Consider the following 16062-nt stretch of genomic DNA (forward strand, 5'->3'; position numbering starts at 1 on the left):
CGAACACCGAGAACACAGTTTTCAATAGGAAGTAGCAGCTTTGAAGCGGGACGCAAATCGACGGTTTCGCTTTATGTGACGGCCAGTGGTCCTGGAGCATGTCTCCCCAAAGTGGGAACCGGTTTCGCGATAAAGACATGCGTGAAAACGGGAGTTTGAAGCATGCCACTTGAATAGGATAAAGCGCGAATTGCTTTGGTGTTGAAAACGTTCTTCACGGAGGCTGTAAGCTTGGGCGGGATTTCGTGATTAGGCGATTGCGCTCCGGTTTCGAAGCGGCTATAAGGCCGCGCAACCGGTTGCTTCGGTTTGATTTGTTGGGGCGTAGCCAAGCGGTAAGGCAGCGGTTTTTGGTACCGCCATTCCCTGGTTCGAATCCAGGCGCCCCAGCCATGAATCATGCGTAAAATCAATATCTTATTGATTTTACTTAATGTTTCCCCCGCTGGGAATCCTCAAACTTTTTTCCATTTCGCCGACTGTGCACAAAACTGTGACACAGAGCTATGACACATGCCGATTCGCCTGGTCGGTTTGTCTCGTGGCTCCAAACGGCGAGTCCATCATGGCAATCAGACATCAGGTTCAGAATCTTCAAAGGCGCGGAAATATTTTTTATTGGCGCGCGCGCCTTCCGGCACATCTGGGACGCAATATTGGTTCGCGTCACCTTGCTTTCAGCCTCAAACAATCTGATCATCGACAAGCAGGCTACATGGCCCGCAAGCTCAATCTTATGCTTTATGAAATTGCAGAGAACCCGCGAAGTGTATTGATGTCGAAAGAAGCCCTTGAAGGATTATTCCAGTCCGAAATTGCGCGGATGAATGATCATATGGAGAACCTGCAATTTGCAGGCCAGCGCACTCCGACCGGGTTCCATCAGATCGATAATCTGACTGCCGATTTGGAAGTCGGATGGGCTTACAGGCTTCTGGAAAAATTCGGTACTCGCCGTGCCCTGTTTGAAGAGGGAGGTTGTCAGGGTTGGCGCTTTCTTGAGCAGGCGAAGGTGCCAAAGAGCCTGTATCAAGGCATCGTTACAACATATCGCGGAGAGCGAGAAGACGCAGAAACATCACGCTTCGCTCGCGAACTGAGAGCGCTGATGCAGGAGCACGGCCTCGCTTACTCGATCTTGAATTTCGAAAAAGCGAAGGCCGAATATTTTAAAGCGCGTGCTGATGTGCTGCTTAGCACCGAGGATCGCTATCTCATCGATTTTCCTGACGAACAGGCTGAACCAGCCCCCATCCAGCCAGCACCAATTGTTTCGGTTGTAAACGTGGAACCTGTGCCGGATATCATTCCACAGCCACAGCCACAGCCACAGCCACAGCCACAGCCACAGCCACAGCCACAGCCACAGCCACAGCCACAGCCACAGCCACAGCCACAGCCACAGCCAGTTGTGGAAAATCCTGTTCCTGTATCAGCATCTGACGTGTTGGGGCTTACTGGGCAGGACTTGCCAGTGAAGCAATTCATGAAGCAGTGCGACCTTCTGATCGCCAACAACCGTGAGAACTGGAACGAAGACACGGCAAAGGACGTCAAGACAGTTGTTCGCATTTTCTGCGGTATTCTGGACGAGCACAATGTTCTCAAGAGCAGCGGCATTAACCAGACCCACTTGGCGGCGTTGCGCCAGCATTTCAATAACATCCTTGCCAGATGGGGAAGTAGTTCGCGTTACGTGGCAATGACGACCGTGCAATTACGTGAGGCGACAGAACGGGAAGTAATCCGCGCACAAAAGCTTAATTTGCCAGCACCCAAGGTCGGCTTGTCGAGTGGAACAATCAGGCGTCATCTTGGTAACCTCGAACAATTCCTGAACCATCTTGTCGCGTCAGGTTTCATGTTGCGGGCATTTACGTTTAAAGGGATCAAGCCGAAGAAGCGCAGCCTCGCATCTGTTCGGGCGCTGACTGCCAAACCCGGCCCTGAGGAGGTTGAACCGATCTTCCAGCTTCCGGTGTTCACCGGTTGTGCCGGGCCGATGCCGCAGGAAATGCGGGAGTTCGGGCAGACCGTATATCATTCGTCCCTTTATTATGTGCCAATGCTTTACGCATATCTGGGCGCAAGACGCGCCGAATTTACGGGCCTCATGGTTGATGATGTGGTTTACGCAAAGGACGAAGGTATGTGGTCCATCAAAATTCGGAAAAATGAGCTCCGAGGATTGAAGAACCTCCAATCAGTCCGCGATCTCCCCGTACCCGATGAGCTTATCCGACTGGGTTTTATCGACTACGCAAAGCGTTTGAAGGAACTCGGACACAGATGTTTATTTCCGGAATTGGTCGCTCCAAGACGCAAAAACGACACCGGTGATCGTTTCTACAAGAGCTTTGTCCCTTTGCTGAAAGCGGAAACGGGGCTTGGTGATCAGCTTTGGGGTCGTGCAATCCATGCCCTGCGCCATGGGTTCAGCAACACGCTGAAACAGAAGGGGATAGAAATGTCGATCATGGAAGACATTACCGGGCATCTGGGCCGAACGGAGGGAGAGACACGTTATACGAACATTGCCAGCTTGACGGTGATGAAAAAAACAATTGACGTGTATCCGGTCATTACGGGGCATCTGCAACCACAGCCCTTACGCTTGCTGTCGTATGTAGAGGCAAAAGAACCAGCGCCCTGGTTTAGAAAAGAAAAAGAGAAGCCGTCCCGGCGTCGCAATTCGTAATCGAGAATCCGATTCAAAACTTGGGAAGAGCGTTACAGAGTTCGGGGTAAACGTTGCTGAACTCGATATTTCCGATTCAGGTGCAAACGCTGTTGTAGGCGGGCGGGGATGATGAAAAACGCTTTGCGCCGACAGGTTTCGAGCTCATAATTTAATTGTTAGCGGGCAATGGGGATGAAATGGCATCGAGCAAGCAGCAGGCAGAACGCTTGCGCAAACAACGAGAACGGCAGAAAGAATATCGTGATCGTTTGAGAGCAGAGCGCAAACCGACGCGCGACGACGTTGCTCGGGTGTTCCTGCATTTCATGATTGCCAAAGCGATGAAGTCTGGCAATCAAGACGGGATGGAGAAGCTGATTGATATGCTGCTTGATGGGCTGGCAGATCAGGGCTTCGATAAAGAGGCTTCAATGGATGTCATTGATGATCTGATTGACAGATACACCAAAAGGGGCTGGGATTTCCGACGCAAAGTGCATCTGATGCCTCATGGAGATGCCGACGACCCCGAACAATGAAGGTGGCTTCCAAAACCGTGGCAGCCTAATTTCAACGGCCTCGTTTCACAAACGGCGTTTGTCCCTTTTGTTTGTTCTCCCCCCATTACTTCACAAAACGCCGTTTGCAGATGAATCGGAAATATCGAGCTAGAAATGGCAGGTGAATAGGGCCTCGCAACGTACGGGCACGTCATTTCGATTTGTCGACAATGCGTTTCAAATCGAAATAATTTGCAGTAATCCGATTCAAAACTTGGGAAGAGTGTTGCAAAGTTCCGGGCAAACGTTGCTGAGCACGAGATTTTCGATTCAGGGGCAAACGACGTTTACGGGTAGGGCGGGGCTTGGCGGAAAAATGCTTTGCGCCGACGGTTTTCGGGCTCATGCTTTGATTATGGGGACGTAATCTGAAGAAGTGATGGCATCGAACTGGCAGCAGTCGGAGCGTTTGCGCAAACAGTGCGAGCGGCAGAAAGATTATCGCGATCGTTTGAGAGCAGAGCGCTAACCGACGCGTGACGACATCGTCCGGGTTTTGCTGCATTACGGGCTGGCAGATCAGGGCTTCGATAAAGATGCTTCGTTGGGTGTCATTGACGATCTGATCGACAAATACACCAAAAGGGGGTGGGATTTCCGACGCAAAGTGCATCTGATGCCTCCTGGAGATGCCGACGACCCCGAGCAATGAAGATGGCTTCCAAAACCGTAGCAGCCTGATTTCAACTGGTTCGTTGCTCAAACGGCGTTTGTCCCTTTTGTCTGTTCTCCCCCCATTACTTCATAAAACGCCGTTTGCAGGTGAATCGGAAATATCGAGCTAGAAATGGCAGGCGGCTAGGCGGCGTGGACGAATTTGAGCCAGTATCTTGCGGTAGCAATATGAACCATGCTGATGAAGCTCTCGGCGAGTTGGTCGTATCGAGTAGCAATGGCGCGGTTGATTTTCAGTCTGCCAAACATCCGTTCGATTAGGTTGCGCTGTTTATACAGCGTGCGATCATATTCAATCTTCACGCGGCGGTTTGCTCTGCCAGGAATGACGGGCTTGATATTGCGGCTGGCAAGATCATCACGAATGGCATCCGCATCATATCCCTTGTCAGCAAGAAGCGCCTGTGGCGCTTGCTCGGGTAAGCTGATCAGAGTGTCGTAAGCCTTGCAATCTGCGGCTTCGCCAACCGTCAGATGGAAGGCAAGCGGTCTTCCTCTGGCATCAGCCAGACAGTGAAGTTTACTGGTGAACCCGCCCCGCGAGCGGCCAAGAGCGCGTCGATGAATCCCCCCTTTCCGCCCGCTGCCGAAATATGGGCCCGAACTGTGGTGCTATCGATGCTGTAGTGGCCGCTGTCAGCCATGATCTCAGCGAGCGTGATCGAAACAGCCTCCCAGACCCCGGCTTCGCTCCAACGCCGAAACCGCCGATAGATCGTATTCCAATTGCCGTATTTGGGTGGGACATCCCGCCAAGGCGTCCCGCAGCGAAGTCTCCAAAGTATGCCGTTGATGATCGCACGATTTTGCTCCGGACGACGACCGCGTCCCCGATTGACTGCTTCAATCGGCAATAAATCCTTCAGAACACGCCATTCGGATTCGCTCAGATCGCCTCGGCTCATGACTGCCTCCAAAAAGCAGTCTTGAATCAAGCTGCGATCAATTCGTCAACCAATTCGTCCACGCCGCCTAGGGCCACGCAATGTGCAGGCACGTCATTTCGATTTGTTGGTAACGCGTTTCAAATCGAAATAATTTGCAGTAATCGGATTCAAAATTCGAGAAGAGCGTTACCCGAGGGAATTTTCCCGATTCAGCGGCAAACGCCGTTTGAAAGTAAGGCCGAAATGTGTTCGGTATCGCATTTTTAAACCCATGCCTTGTTTCCGGCGAGACATCCGGCAAGGGTGCTTCGTTGGATGAGCACTCTTGCCGGATGCTAAAATGGGCCTGATGGCTCGCCTGTGGATAACTTTTTATCTTGCTTCCAACCGCCCGGATCAGTCGCCGACCAAAGCAGAAGCCTTGTGGCTACTGGGTTTTGTAGCGATTGGGACGAATCCGAAAAAGCCGGTGATATCCGGGGCTTAGATAAAAATGCTGTCTGGAGATCTTTTTTTGTTCCGGATCCTTGCAGCGCGTTTGAGATCCTGCAATAGTCACCTTGTCTGATCGATCAGACATCTCCATTCCGGTGTTCGAGCACCGGAATGGAGACTAACTTAGCCTGCCAACACAGGAGCCAAGCTATGCTGGTTATTATCGACATTCGTGCCGGATTAAAAGATCTGTGGCCTGATAATCTTATCGGCTTTGTGGCTCCTCAGCGGAAGTAATTTCCGCTTCTGACGCGTTCGGCGCTTTTTAAAGCTGAACTCCCAATTTCCCATTTTGACACTCTGGTCGTGTGCGTTCGTGCGCAACGTCACGGTCTTTGCTGTCTTTAAAAACTGGTGCCGCTTGCAAGGGCAAGCGCGACCGACCTTTCACACCATTTAGCTCCGGCGGCCGATAGTCGCTCCGGAGAAGGAGAAACTATGTTTGCAGAAACGGTGATCGGCTACATCGACTTGATCGAAAACAAAATTCCGCAGCGCAGCTACACACGTGAATTAAACGCGGCGCTACACCTGTCGTTATGTTTTCATATGATTGACCGCGCTCATGACAGGAGTAGCCAGAAACGAGCTTTGTCAGAGCAGATCTGCCGCTGGGCACTTTGGAACAAAGGCGAAAAAATCATCAGCCTTATTGAAGAAGCGGTGGTGAAAGCCAGCTTTAAGGATTTGCGCTCGTCTCATTCTATGCCACTGACACGCGATACTTTTAATAACGTCATCGAGTCTGTTGCGTCGAAATCCCCCGCAGACGAAAACGATACAAATCGGAGAGCCCTGGAACTCCCGGCAGACCCTTACGCGTTCGAATTGATAGTCTATGAACAAGAGCGCAGACGCCTCCGGGTGTTCAGTCTGATTTACGGGATCAGCGCCCATAAAAGGGCTCTGGATCAATGGCGTATTGAAGCATCGAATACCTCAGCATTGTGGGGGCGGCTTGCGCAACAATATTATGGCGTTGATATTGATCACTACGAATTCGCGCTGATCGATCCGCTGCTGAGCGAAAGCCAACGCGATGCGGGGATCTGGGCGCTGTCTGATCTTGACCGACTGATCGGCGCACCGGGTATCGCGGAGAAAATAATGGATGTGCAAAAAGCGCTTCGTGAAGAGCTCATCATTTGGCTTGGTGACACTTTCGCGGAAACTGAAGCTGAGCAAGCGCTTCTGATCGATGAAAAGATCGCGAAGATTGCGGTCGAAGCGCTCGACCAGATGCCTGTGCCGAAGGTTCAGATTTTGACGCCGGATAGTGGCGCTGAGCCGACGTGAGCCAATCAGCCGATGCCTCGCGCGAAACTAATGAAACTGCGTGTCACGGACTTATCCGTTATGCAACGGCGTGGACGTTTGCCGCGACGCAGACCAACAAGGGTATCCGGTATCTCAATGGTGAACTAACGGCCAACCAATGAGAACGAGGGCTATAGCAAAATAGCTGAGGCAGCGGAGAAGCTTCTGCCCAGATATCAGGGTGGACGCCTTTGTTACGCTGAACAGCTCAGCTTTTTGCTCTCGATAACAATCAAATGCGTGGAAATCAGGAAACGCCAATCCCCGGGCGCGTTGTTGCGCGCCCGAACGATCCCTCATTTTTTCATACATCAGGAACACGTCATGACAGTCATAATCGAAAACGGAAAATACAATCGCGAACAGCTCGAACTCGAAATCAGGATGCTGAAAGCTCTGGTCGGTGATCTCGAGCGGATATTCCAGGGTGATTATCCGGATGAGCGGATACTGACAATTTCGCCAGCGATCACCAACTGGAAGCTGAGCGCGCGGCGGGCAACGTGTCTGGAGGGCGTATTATTCGAACATCCTCATCTTGGTTACATCGTGCCCAATGGCATCACGTCCGAGCTCTGGTTACTCGATCTCGACAGAAATTATGCCCGCACCTTCAGTCGCTTTTATCGGCTTGGCCAAAAAGACATAGGCCAATGAGACAGAATGAAGCTGATCAGACAGCACAATATCAACCGACATGCAGCCGGTATCCGCGTCTCTGCACGTCTGCCAGAGACGCGGATGCCTGTCTTGGAAAAGCCTGACACGAAAACGGCTTCGATAATACGGATAGGAATAGAGGGAGAATGGCATGAAACTCTGGATCTGGTCCGACGTGCATAATGAACTGCAGGATGTTGTCTATCCACCACCTGAAGAAGCACCGGATTGCGATGTGATCATGATAGCCGGCGATCTTAATGCGGCGCCAGATCTCCACATAACGCTGGAATTCCTGATCAGGCGCTACGAAAAGCCGATTATCTATGTACCTGGCAATCACGAATTTTATCAGAACAAGTGGATTATGAACGACCGCACCCGTTCGCTTGAAAGCGACAGGCGGACGATCAAAACAATCGAGGCCCTTTCTCTGCAATGGCCGCAGCGGTTTTGTTGTCTCGATGCAGATACGGTGATTATCGACAACACGCGCTTCATTGGCGCAAGCTTATGGGTCGATTTTCAGATGAAACTTGCCAAGAAGTCTGACCTGCGACAGCGACTGGTGATGGCGCGTCAGATACTCAACGATTTTCATGCAATCTACATGCAAGATGGCAAACGGTTTACGCCTGAAAACATGCTGAACCTCCATCGCTCAGATGCAGCTTATATCCGACAAAAGCTGTCAGAATCCTTTGACGGCCCCACTGTGGTGTTGACCCATCACATGCCGCATCCCGATTGCACGCCGCCCGTCTATACGGGGCAAGAGGCAAATTTTCTGTTTGCCTCTGGCTCAGAGGCTTTCAATGACATCCTGCATTCCGACCAAGCTCCTGATTTGTGGATCTGTGGCCATACGCACCACGCGTTTGACGTTCAGATCGGCCGAAGCCGTATTGTCTGCAATCCTTACGGTTACAGGTGGGAGCAGGGCCGAAACGGATTTCGGTGGGATTTTGTGGTAGACGAATACAAAATCAGATAGCTAATGGAGTACTAATGGCGAGATTGCGGTCTAATAGCGCTTCCTAACAATAAACAGGGAGAGGGGCGAAAAGGACAAATGAGGGCTCGTAAATTCGTCTATAACGAACGGGCCCTAAATGCGCCTTATTCGCCGACGACGACAGAGTTGACTTAACCGCCAGATTTCTTCAATTACGCTCAAACGGATTGGTTAAATTTATTCGAGAGGGCGGCAGTCGTGACAAACAGCAGATTAACCTGGGAAAAACATGAGTATTGAGGTCTCCAAGATATCCATGTCACATAACGCTGTAGCAACAGAACCGACAAAAGGAGCTAAAGTTGCCATTGCAGATATTTCGGAGGCTTTATCCAAATATCGTCTGGCTTTGATTTTCGGATGGCAGGATGTCGCGCAGCGCTATCGTCGGTCTCGTGTCGGTGCATTCTGGCTCACCTTGAATATGGCTGTGTTTATCGGCGCGCTTGGATTGATTTTTGGAACGCTTTTTCAAAGTGAGATGCGTGAGTTTCTGCCGTATCTTTGTGCTGGCGTTATTACTTGGGGCTTTATATCAACCTGTCTGAATGAGGGATGCACAACATTTACTTCTTCAGACGGAATAATTCTGCAAGTTAGAATGCCATTGTTTACCCATGTTATGCGCACGGTGTGGAGAAATGTAATAATATTTGCCCATAATATTGTTATTTTTCCTGCTCTTCTTCTTATTTTCGGTAGAATGATCAGTTTAAATGCACTTTGGGCAATTCCTGGTTTCCTGCTATTGTGTCTAAATTTATCATGGATGATGCTCATTCTGGCTACTTTATGCGCTAGATTTCGTGATATGACCCAAGTTGTAACAAATATTCTACAAGTTCTGTTCTACGCTACGCCCATCATGTGGATGGTTAAGGTTCTGCCCGATCATGTCTCCCGAGCATTCATTGAGTTGAACCCATTTTATCACTTTATAGAGCTTGTAAGAGCCCCACTATTCGGCTTTCCGCCATCCTTACTTGATTGGATCTTTGGGGTTGCATGCACGATAGTCGGCTGGATTATAGCAATTGTGTTTTTCGGTCGGTATCGTTGGCGCGTAGCGTATTGGTTGTAGAAAATGAGTTTAATTCATCTTCAGAATGTGAGCGTCGAATTCCCTATTTATAATTCGACCAGCCGTTCTCTCAAAAACCGGGTCCTTAGTATCGCTACCGGTGGGAAAATCGAACGGCGAAGTGATCGCCTAGTGATAGTTCGTGGCCTCGATAATGTATCTATGACATTCAAGGATGGAGATCGAATTGGGCTAATCGGTCACAACGGATCGGGAAAAACCACTCTACTGCGTGTCTTGTCAGGCATTTATACGCCGACGCACGGAAGTTCAGTGATTAGTGGCCATTGTGTGTCTCTGATCAATATCAATCTGGGAATAGATCCAGATGCCACAGGACGGGAGAATATTCGCCTGCGCTCTGCAATGATGGGGATGTCTCCGGACGAAATTACCGAAAAGTTTGATCAGATAGCAGATTTTTCCGGCCTAGGTGAATTTTTGGATGTGCCATTCCGTACTTATTCATCTGGCATGCAATTAAGGCTGGCTTTTGCGACCTCAACGGCGGTTCGACCTGAAATTCTGATCATGGACGAATGGCTTTCGACAGGTGATGAAGACTTTAAGGAGCGCGCTAATGCACGTATGCGTGAATTAGTCGATTCAACAAAGATACTCATTCTTGCAAGTCATTCAAAGGATTTGATGAAGAAAAACTGCAACAGAATAATCTGGCTTGAACATGGTAAGGTTAAAATGGATGGCTCGCCTGATGAGTTACTTCCTATTTACTTTGGAGAATGAACAAAGTGAATGCAAAAATTGAAGACGCGATGGGTGAAGAGCTTGGAAAGCGATCTTCAAGTTGATTTTTTATTGTACACGCCGCTCAAAAAAACTGTAGGTTGTTAAACAATGCCTAAGTTCGCTAGCCGTTTAAGGCAATCGATTAACGCTCTGCGCTATTTGGTTCGAGGGGACTTTATGGGGTTGCTCAGCCGAATAAAATGGCATGGTCGAGAATATAGTCATGCCAAATTACAAAGACGGCTTGCGCAGGGAGACGGTATTGTTTGGGGGATCATTTGTACGCCGCACACCCTTTTTCTAGCAAGGGCGATATCAAAGCGTTTGGCGGTACACGGTATTGAGAGTGAAATCTTAACTTCCTCGGTGAGGGATTTTTATCATGATTTTTATATCGTCCTGTGTGCTCAAATGTTTGAACGCCTTCCACCTGCAAATAAACGTGTGATATTTCAGCTTGAGCAATCTGTTAGTTCCAGATGGTTTACAGAAAAATATATGAAAATTATCGCTGAGTCATTAGCGGTTATTGATTATTCTTTAACGAATATCGATTTTTTAGCTAAAAATGGAGTGAAATACCCAAAAGTTCATTATATCCCTGTTGGAGCTGTATTGAACGAAATACGTCACAATGATGTTGCTTCAAAAAAGTATGATTTCTTATTTTATGGCGATATTTTAAGCAGTGAAAGGCGTCGTAGATTTATTTCTAAATTACAAGAAAAGTATACTGTAAGAGTATGTAAAAATTTATTTGGTGATGAACTTTATGCTGCAATAAGTGATTCCAGGGCTGTAATTAATATTCATTACTATGAAGGCGCATTGTTGGAGATGCCTCGGATATGCGAGTGTATATCTTTAGGTGTGCCTGTTCTTTCCGAAGGAACGTCTGATAAGGATGAGTATCCTGAGCTTGAGGGGGCTGTGAAGTTCTTTGATGAAGGTTCCCTTGATAGTATGATGGATTGTGCTGAGGACATGCTGAATGGTCTTGAGGATATATATGATCGCCTTGATGCGGCGGTGGGAGTAAGCGCGTCACGCTTCAATTTTATGATGGACCGTTTTTTGGTAGCTATAGGAATTATTCCACCCAATGATATTATTGAACGTCCAGTGCATGTGGTTCGGAAAAGTGATTTTTTTGCTCTTTCCTTGCCGGAGACGATAGAGAGGCGTCGAACAATAGCCAGCGCGCTGCCGAATGGTTGCGAGTTATTCGACGGTATTCGTCATAGCTTGGGCTGGATTGGTTGCGGGAGTAGTTTCAATGCATTGTCACGTTATGCAGTTGCGAATAAAATAGACAGGCTAACTGTCATTGAAGATGATGCGGAGCTGCCCGACAACTTCGATAGCGTCCTAATAGAGATTAATGAATATCTTGATGCGCGCAGTTCCGATTGGGATATATTTTCGGGGCTAATGGCGGATGTTCATCCCAATGCAAAAATTATTTCCGTAGACCAAGCTGGTGGTCGCACTTATGTTACGCTTGATAAGATGACAAGCACCGTTTTCAATATATACAACAAAAGCGCGTTGCAAATGATCTCTCAATGGAATCCGCTTGATACTGATGCTGTCACGAATACGATTGATAGGTATTTAGAACGGCAGGAGACATTGCGGATCGTCGTGACAGTACCGTTTATAGCCGGTCACAAAGAAGATGTGATGTCTACTTTATGGGGCTTTCAAAATGAACGGTATAGCCCAATGATCGCGGCAGCTCAGAAGAAAATTGAAGATTTAATTCGAGAGTGGGGTATGGAACCTTCCAAAGGTAATTAACCTCTTGATTTCACTGATAAGTGGTGGGTAGGTTCTCATCTCGATAGCATTGTAAGTTTACGCCTTGCATAGGGGTGTTTCAGGTACATGCGCCTGGAATCGATGGCGGCGCAGTTCTGGTAGAAAGCTACCGTGTGGCAAGCTTCTGCAGTTCTTTGTGGAGTTGCCGAGCTACAGTGTTGCTATGGAGACTTAGGCCGCTGCGTATGCTAGGCGTGCGCGATCGGTAAGCTTGGCCATGAAGTTAGCGTGCTACAGTTGATGGGGCTGATCCGGTAACGACAGGTACTGGTTGACAGGAGCCGATTTGGGCTATCTAATTCGTGGTGCTCAGCGTGATGGCATGGATGTGAGGTGCAGACCATTCTACATGCCGTTTTGTTTGCCCGGCAACAATATAATTAGGGCCGAATAGAATGAACCCATTCAACACAACGGGCATCCCTTCTATCCTTCAGTCCGTGCCTGAATATCTTCGTCCTATGATTGCGCTTGCAACTGACGAAGAGCTTGCGCACGCGAAACGTGTTCGCGAGGATTTTTTCACTGAAGGTGGCCCTGGTGCTTATATGAACGATATCATTCGGGCGTTTAGGGTCGCACGGGGTTGTCATACTTATATCGAGGTGGGATCTCGAGACAAAGGCAATGTCGCGTGGGTTTCGACACTTGCCGATGATAATGCTCATCTCATTGACATTGATATCGAGCCAAATGCCCAAGCCGAGGAAAAGCTGCTCACTTATATTAAGGGAACACAGAAATTCACATCTATCGTAGGTGATAGTGTGGGAGAGAGTACTATCTCTGGTCTCCATGACGTACTAGATGGCAAGTTGGCGGACGTTATATTCCTTGATTCTAGTCATATGTATTCGCATATAATGCGAGAACTAGATCTATATTTGCCTTTTTTGAAGCCAGGAGGCTTCATGCTAATCCATGATATTCTTTGGGAAGGCAATGAGTGGGGTAAAGGCAAAGCGCAGGCAGCGCTTATGATAGATAGGATTTTACCTGTTTATTCCGTTGTTATGGATTTACCCGTCCATCGATTCATGCTTTGGGAAACAAAGCAAATGGACCTTTGGGGTGGTGTCGGCGTCATTGTCAAACCCACTCCGATTGTTTGAAATGAAATACAGGAACATCTGATGCGAATTCTTTTTGTTAGCCCGGAAACCCATTTTAACGGGGGCGGCGGGATAGCGACATACAGTAAGTTCTCTGATCAGGCCCTTTCTTCGTCGGGCCACGAAGTATTTTCTTTTAGTTGGTCCTTTGATGAAGGCGGCCCGACGAGGTTGGCCTCGGATGGACAATTCTTCGAACTAAAAATCAATGGGGACGAAATATGGAAGATGTTCCCACAAGGCCCCTTTAATCAGGCTCTAAGCTATTACCTGTTGCCGTATATCCTAGAAGTAATAGACACGATAAATCCGGATATCATTGAATCAACTGATTATCTGGGGCCATTATTTGCATACCAAAACTGTCGACGGAACGGGGCATTGAAGCCTACTCAGGTTAAACCTGTTGTTGTCTACAATCATGGATTTCAAAGGGAAATTTACAGAGCGAATGCATCGATTCCGACCGCATGGGAGCGTGTAGACACTTCACTCGAGCGCACCACGCTGCGATGGGCAGACATGGTTTTTGCACCTTCTAACCACGCAAAGTCCACTATTGTCAGGCAGTGTGGGAACCTTTCAGACATAGTAGTCGTTCCAGAACCCTACTATTGGGGGTCGCCAGATAGAAAAGTTACGAGGCCAGACGATAGCTTCGCCTTTTTAGGACGCCTGAGTATCTCTAAAGGGCTTGACCATATCGTTCACTTTCTAAATGTGCTTAATTCTTTCGCTCCGGTTAGTGGGATAACTCTTGTTGGAAAGAAAGATTATATACCGTTCAAAATCAATGACGCGGAAGAATATGTGCTCAAGAAAATCGCGTCCAATCTGCGAGACAAAATACAATTTACAGGGCGGCTAGATACTGGACAGATAAACTCTATCTTAAGAGATCCGGAAGAAAAGGGATACTCTCTTAATTTTTCTCCACCAGAAACATTTAATTTTGCATTCCTTGAAATGCTGGATTTTGGATGGACACCGTTCGGGCTAGCTGGAACAGCTGTGGCCGAATTTTATCCAGATCATCTACAGAGATATCTCGTACCGAGAGACTTCGATCTCAGTGAATTGCCCAGTATCTACAAATACCTATCTCTTGGAAACAACTTCTGGACCGAAGTCCGCGACCATTCGAAAAGAGTTACGGATCCGGCAACTTTCGCCCTGAACTATGACCGGGCAGTTTCCCATCTGGTCAAGCCGAAACAAACGGTATCCGCAACAGTGAAGCAGCCTGCACGTGCTCACGATGTGACGTTTTTAATGGCAACATTCAATCCAAATGCTCGTATTCATGAGACATTAGAAAGCATTAACAGGCAGACGGTAAAAGGCGCCAAAGTCCTTATATGCAGCGATGGATCGAATGATCAGGAATCTCTAAATAGGCTCGACACAATAGCCTCAGATCAAGTTAAAGTCATTAAGTCTCTCGGCAATGAAGGGCTTTGTGCTACTAGACGCAAGCTGATCAGTGCATGTGAATCTCCTTTGTCGATCTTTATAGATGATGATGACACCATTGATTCCGCGTACTTGGAAAGAACACTGAGTGTTTACAATTATAATAATTTTTCTGCAAATGCTGTACTGACTTGGCGAAAGAATTTCGGCACTAACAATCATCTTGTCATTAATCACAATATTGACGATTATGAATTTTTTCTGTGGAATGATTTGCGCATGACATCGCTAATTGAAACGGCGACCCTTAGGTCTGTCAATTTTCGCCCATCGATGCGCCACGGTGAGGCCGATGATTGGGATTTCTGGCTTCGATTTAATGAGCTCGGCTATAAAGCGGCCATGTTGCCGCAGGCACTTTTCCATTACCGAGTCACGCCCGGCAGTATGTCGTGGCCTTGGTCAAGCGGACAAGCAGCGCTGACAGCCGAGCTACTCTCTAAGAGGATTTTGTCTGCTTTAAAACAAAATCGCGTACCAGATGACCTGATGTTAGAAATTATGACGTCACGGGAGACCTTTAGAATGCAGGCCGAGGGAAGCGGCGAAACAGTTGCTATGCATTCGTTAAGCCAACAGGATCAGATTGCCATTCTTCGAGGGAAGTTCATCCGCGCAGCCAGAGAAAGACATCCAATCGCTGGAAGGATTATTAGTGTGATGCATCGTGCCACGTCTTGGTTGGCCAGAAAGTCGATTGGTGGTTCGTTATGATAAACGATGCGTTGACTGTTAGACTAAACCAACTTCGGAATAAGCACGTCTTCTATTTCCCTAACACAGGAAACGGCGGCGATGGCTTCATTGCTTACGCTACAATGTGGCTATTGCGCGCCTTAAATATAAATTTCACATGCTTAGGACCAAAAGAAGTAGCTCCTAAGGGGAGTACACTACTATTTGGCGGCGGTGGGAATCTCATCGAAGGAAAATACAAAACCCTTCATGATACGATTCTGGCGAACATCGACGGGAGTAGTGGGATCATTCTACCTCACACAATAAAAGGTTACTCTGATCTCTTTGAGAAAGATAATTTGGAAATATTTCTTCGTGATCCAATCTCGTATGAAGCTGCATCGAAAAACTGTGGTGTTTCACTTGCTCACGATATGACATTTTATCTACCAAAAAATTATTTTCAATCCTTCTGGCAGCGAGGAACTGGTGTATTCTATTGCTTTCGACAAGACGACGAGCGAGATACGGATACTTGGGTCGACGGGAACCAGGATATTTCGCTCTCTTGGAATGGCTCTTGGTGGACAAATGAACGATTGAGCAAGGCTAGTACGGAAGCTATGGCCGCATCACTATCGCCCTATGCTGTCGTTGCTACGGACCGCTTACATGTTGCAATTTTGGCATCGTTTCTCGGGAAACATGTCTATATGACTGCGAATAATTACTATAAGAACGAGGCGGTGTATAATCACTCGTTGAAGAAATACTTTCCGAGTGTATCGTTCCATGCGACCAGACAAGACATTTTGAATGCCATTTCGACCGAGTACGGGGCTTTCTAGCCCCGGCCGG

General features: G+C 48.0%; 12 protein-coding genes, 1 tRNA gene and 1 pseudogene. 12 read left to right on the plus strand and 2 right to left on the minus strand.

The window, feature by feature from the left end; all coding sequences use genetic code 11:
- The first annotated feature begins 318 nt into the window (after positions 1 to 318).
- The 3 genes from J9800_RS13200 (at position 319) to J9800_RS13210 (ending at position 3219) form a co-directional block, all read left to right on the plus strand.
- Positions 319 to 393 (plus strand) — tRNA-Gln (locus tag J9800_RS13200).
- A gap of 172 nt (positions 394 to 565) precedes the next feature.
- The gene (locus tag J9800_RS13205) at positions 566 to 2698 is read left to right on the plus strand and encodes a DUF6538 domain-containing protein (RefSeq protein ID WP_210845772.1); all 2133 of its coding nucleotides are present in this window, start codon (positions 566 to 568) and stop codon (positions 2696 to 2698) included.
- A gap of 179 nt (positions 2699 to 2877) precedes the next feature.
- The gene (locus tag J9800_RS13210; protein WP_210845774.1) at positions 2878 to 3219 is read left to right on the plus strand and encodes a hypothetical protein; all 342 of its coding nucleotides are present in this window, start codon (positions 2878 to 2880) and stop codon (positions 3217 to 3219) included.
- A 172-nt stretch (positions 3220 to 3391) separates the two neighbouring features.
- On the opposite strand, the gene J9800_RS13215 is transcribed toward J9800_RS13210, so the two are convergent.
- The gene (locus tag J9800_RS13215; RefSeq protein WP_210845775.1) at positions 3392 to 3943 is read right to left on the minus strand and encodes a hypothetical protein; all 552 of its coding nucleotides are present in this window, start codon (positions 3941 to 3943) and stop codon (positions 3392 to 3394) included.
- Positions 3944 to 4038: 95 nt separating this feature from the next.
- A pseudogene (locus J9800_RS22210) lies at positions 4039 to 4820 on the minus strand (IS5 family transposase).
- 915 nt (positions 4821 to 5735) lie between these two features.
- On the opposite strand from J9800_RS22210, the gene J9800_RS13225 reads away from it, so the two are divergent.
- The 9 genes from J9800_RS13225 (at position 5736) to J9800_RS13265 (ending at position 16052) form a co-directional block, all read left to right on the plus strand.
- On the plus strand, positions 5736 to 6593 hold the full coding sequence (locus J9800_RS13225) for a hypothetical protein (protein WP_210845776.1): 858 nt from the start codon (positions 5736 to 5738) through the stop codon (positions 6591 to 6593).
- Between the two features lie 345 nt (positions 6594 to 6938).
- On the plus strand, positions 6939 to 7271 hold the full coding sequence (locus J9800_RS13230) for a hypothetical protein (RefSeq protein ID WP_259030372.1): 333 nt from the start codon (positions 6939 to 6941) through the stop codon (positions 7269 to 7271).
- 154 nt (positions 7272 to 7425) lie between these two features.
- Positions 7426 to 8268 carry a metallophosphoesterase gene (locus J9800_RS13235; protein ID WP_210845778.1) on the plus strand — a complete coding sequence of 281 codons (843 nt, stop codon included), beginning with the start codon at positions 7426 to 7428 and terminating at the stop codon, positions 8266 to 8268.
- A 250-nt stretch (positions 8269 to 8518) separates the two neighbouring features.
- Positions 8519 to 9370: an ABC transporter permease gene (locus J9800_RS13240; RefSeq protein WP_210845779.1), complete on the plus strand. Its 852-nt coding sequence runs from the start codon at positions 8519 to 8521 to the stop codon at positions 9368 to 9370.
- A 3-nt stretch (positions 9371 to 9373) separates the two neighbouring features.
- Complete coding sequence (locus J9800_RS13245; RefSeq protein WP_210845781.1) at positions 9374 to 10117, plus strand: ABC transporter ATP-binding protein; 744 nt, start codon at positions 9374 to 9376, stop codon at positions 10115 to 10117.
- 180 nt (positions 10118 to 10297) lie between these two features.
- Positions 10298 to 11920, plus strand: coding sequence for a methyltransferase type 11 (locus J9800_RS13250; protein ID WP_259030373.1), 1623 nt, complete (start codon positions 10298 to 10300; stop codon positions 11918 to 11920).
- A gap of 416 nt (positions 11921 to 12336) precedes the next feature.
- Complete coding sequence (locus J9800_RS13255) at positions 12337 to 13053, plus strand: class I SAM-dependent methyltransferase (RefSeq protein WP_210845785.1); 717 nt, start codon at positions 12337 to 12339, stop codon at positions 13051 to 13053.
- A 21-nt stretch (positions 13054 to 13074) separates the two neighbouring features.
- Positions 13075 to 15240, plus strand: coding sequence for a glycosyltransferase (locus J9800_RS13260; RefSeq protein WP_210845788.1), 2166 nt, complete (start codon positions 13075 to 13077; stop codon positions 15238 to 15240).
- Complete coding sequence (locus J9800_RS13265) at positions 15237 to 16052, plus strand: polysaccharide pyruvyl transferase family protein (RefSeq protein WP_210845789.1); 816 nt, start codon at positions 15237 to 15239, stop codon at positions 16050 to 16052. The genes J9800_RS13260 and J9800_RS13265 overlap by 4 nt, the downstream gene beginning before the upstream one ends.
- Positions 16053 to 16062 lie beyond the last annotated feature (10 nt).

It is taken from the genome of Ochrobactrum sp. AP1BH01-1 (genome assembly GCF_018066705.1).
GTDB lineage: Bacteria > Pseudomonadota > Alphaproteobacteria > Rhizobiales > Rhizobiaceae > Brucella.

Coding starts and splice junctions, on each gene's coding strand:
- J9800_RS13265 (WP_210845789.1), top strand. CDS start 15,237: ATGATAAACGATGCGTTGACTGTTAGACTAAACCAACTTCGGAATAAG.
- J9800_RS13205 (WP_210845772.1), top strand. CDS start 566: ATGGCAATCAGACATCAGGTTCAGAATCTTCAAAGGCGCGGAAATATT.
- J9800_RS13225 (WP_210845776.1), top strand. CDS start 5,736: ATGTTTGCAGAAACGGTGATCGGCTACATCGACTTGATCGAAAACAAA.
- J9800_RS13245 (WP_210845781.1), top strand. CDS start 9,374: ATGAGTTTAATTCATCTTCAGAATGTGAGCGTCGAATTCCCTATTTAT.
- J9800_RS13255 (WP_210845785.1), top strand. CDS start 12,337: ATGAACCCATTCAACACAACGGGCATCCCTTCTATCCTTCAGTCCGTG.
- J9800_RS13250 (WP_259030373.1), top strand. CDS start 10,298: ATGGGGTTGCTCAGCCGAATAAAATGGCATGGTCGAGAATATAGTCAT.
- J9800_RS13210 (WP_210845774.1), top strand. CDS start 2,878: ATGGCATCGAGCAAGCAGCAGGCAGAACGCTTGCGCAAACAACGAGAA.
- J9800_RS13240 (WP_210845779.1), top strand. CDS start 8,519: ATGAGTATTGAGGTCTCCAAGATATCCATGTCACATAACGCTGTAGCA.
- J9800_RS13260 (WP_210845788.1), top strand. CDS start 13,075: ATGCGAATTCTTTTTGTTAGCCCGGAAACCCATTTTAACGGGGGCGGC.
- J9800_RS13235 (WP_210845778.1), top strand. CDS start 7,426: ATGAAACTCTGGATCTGGTCCGACGTGCATAATGAACTGCAGGATGTT.
- J9800_RS13230 (WP_259030372.1), top strand. CDS start 6,939: ATGACAGTCATAATCGAAAACGGAAAATACAATCGCGAACAGCTCGAA.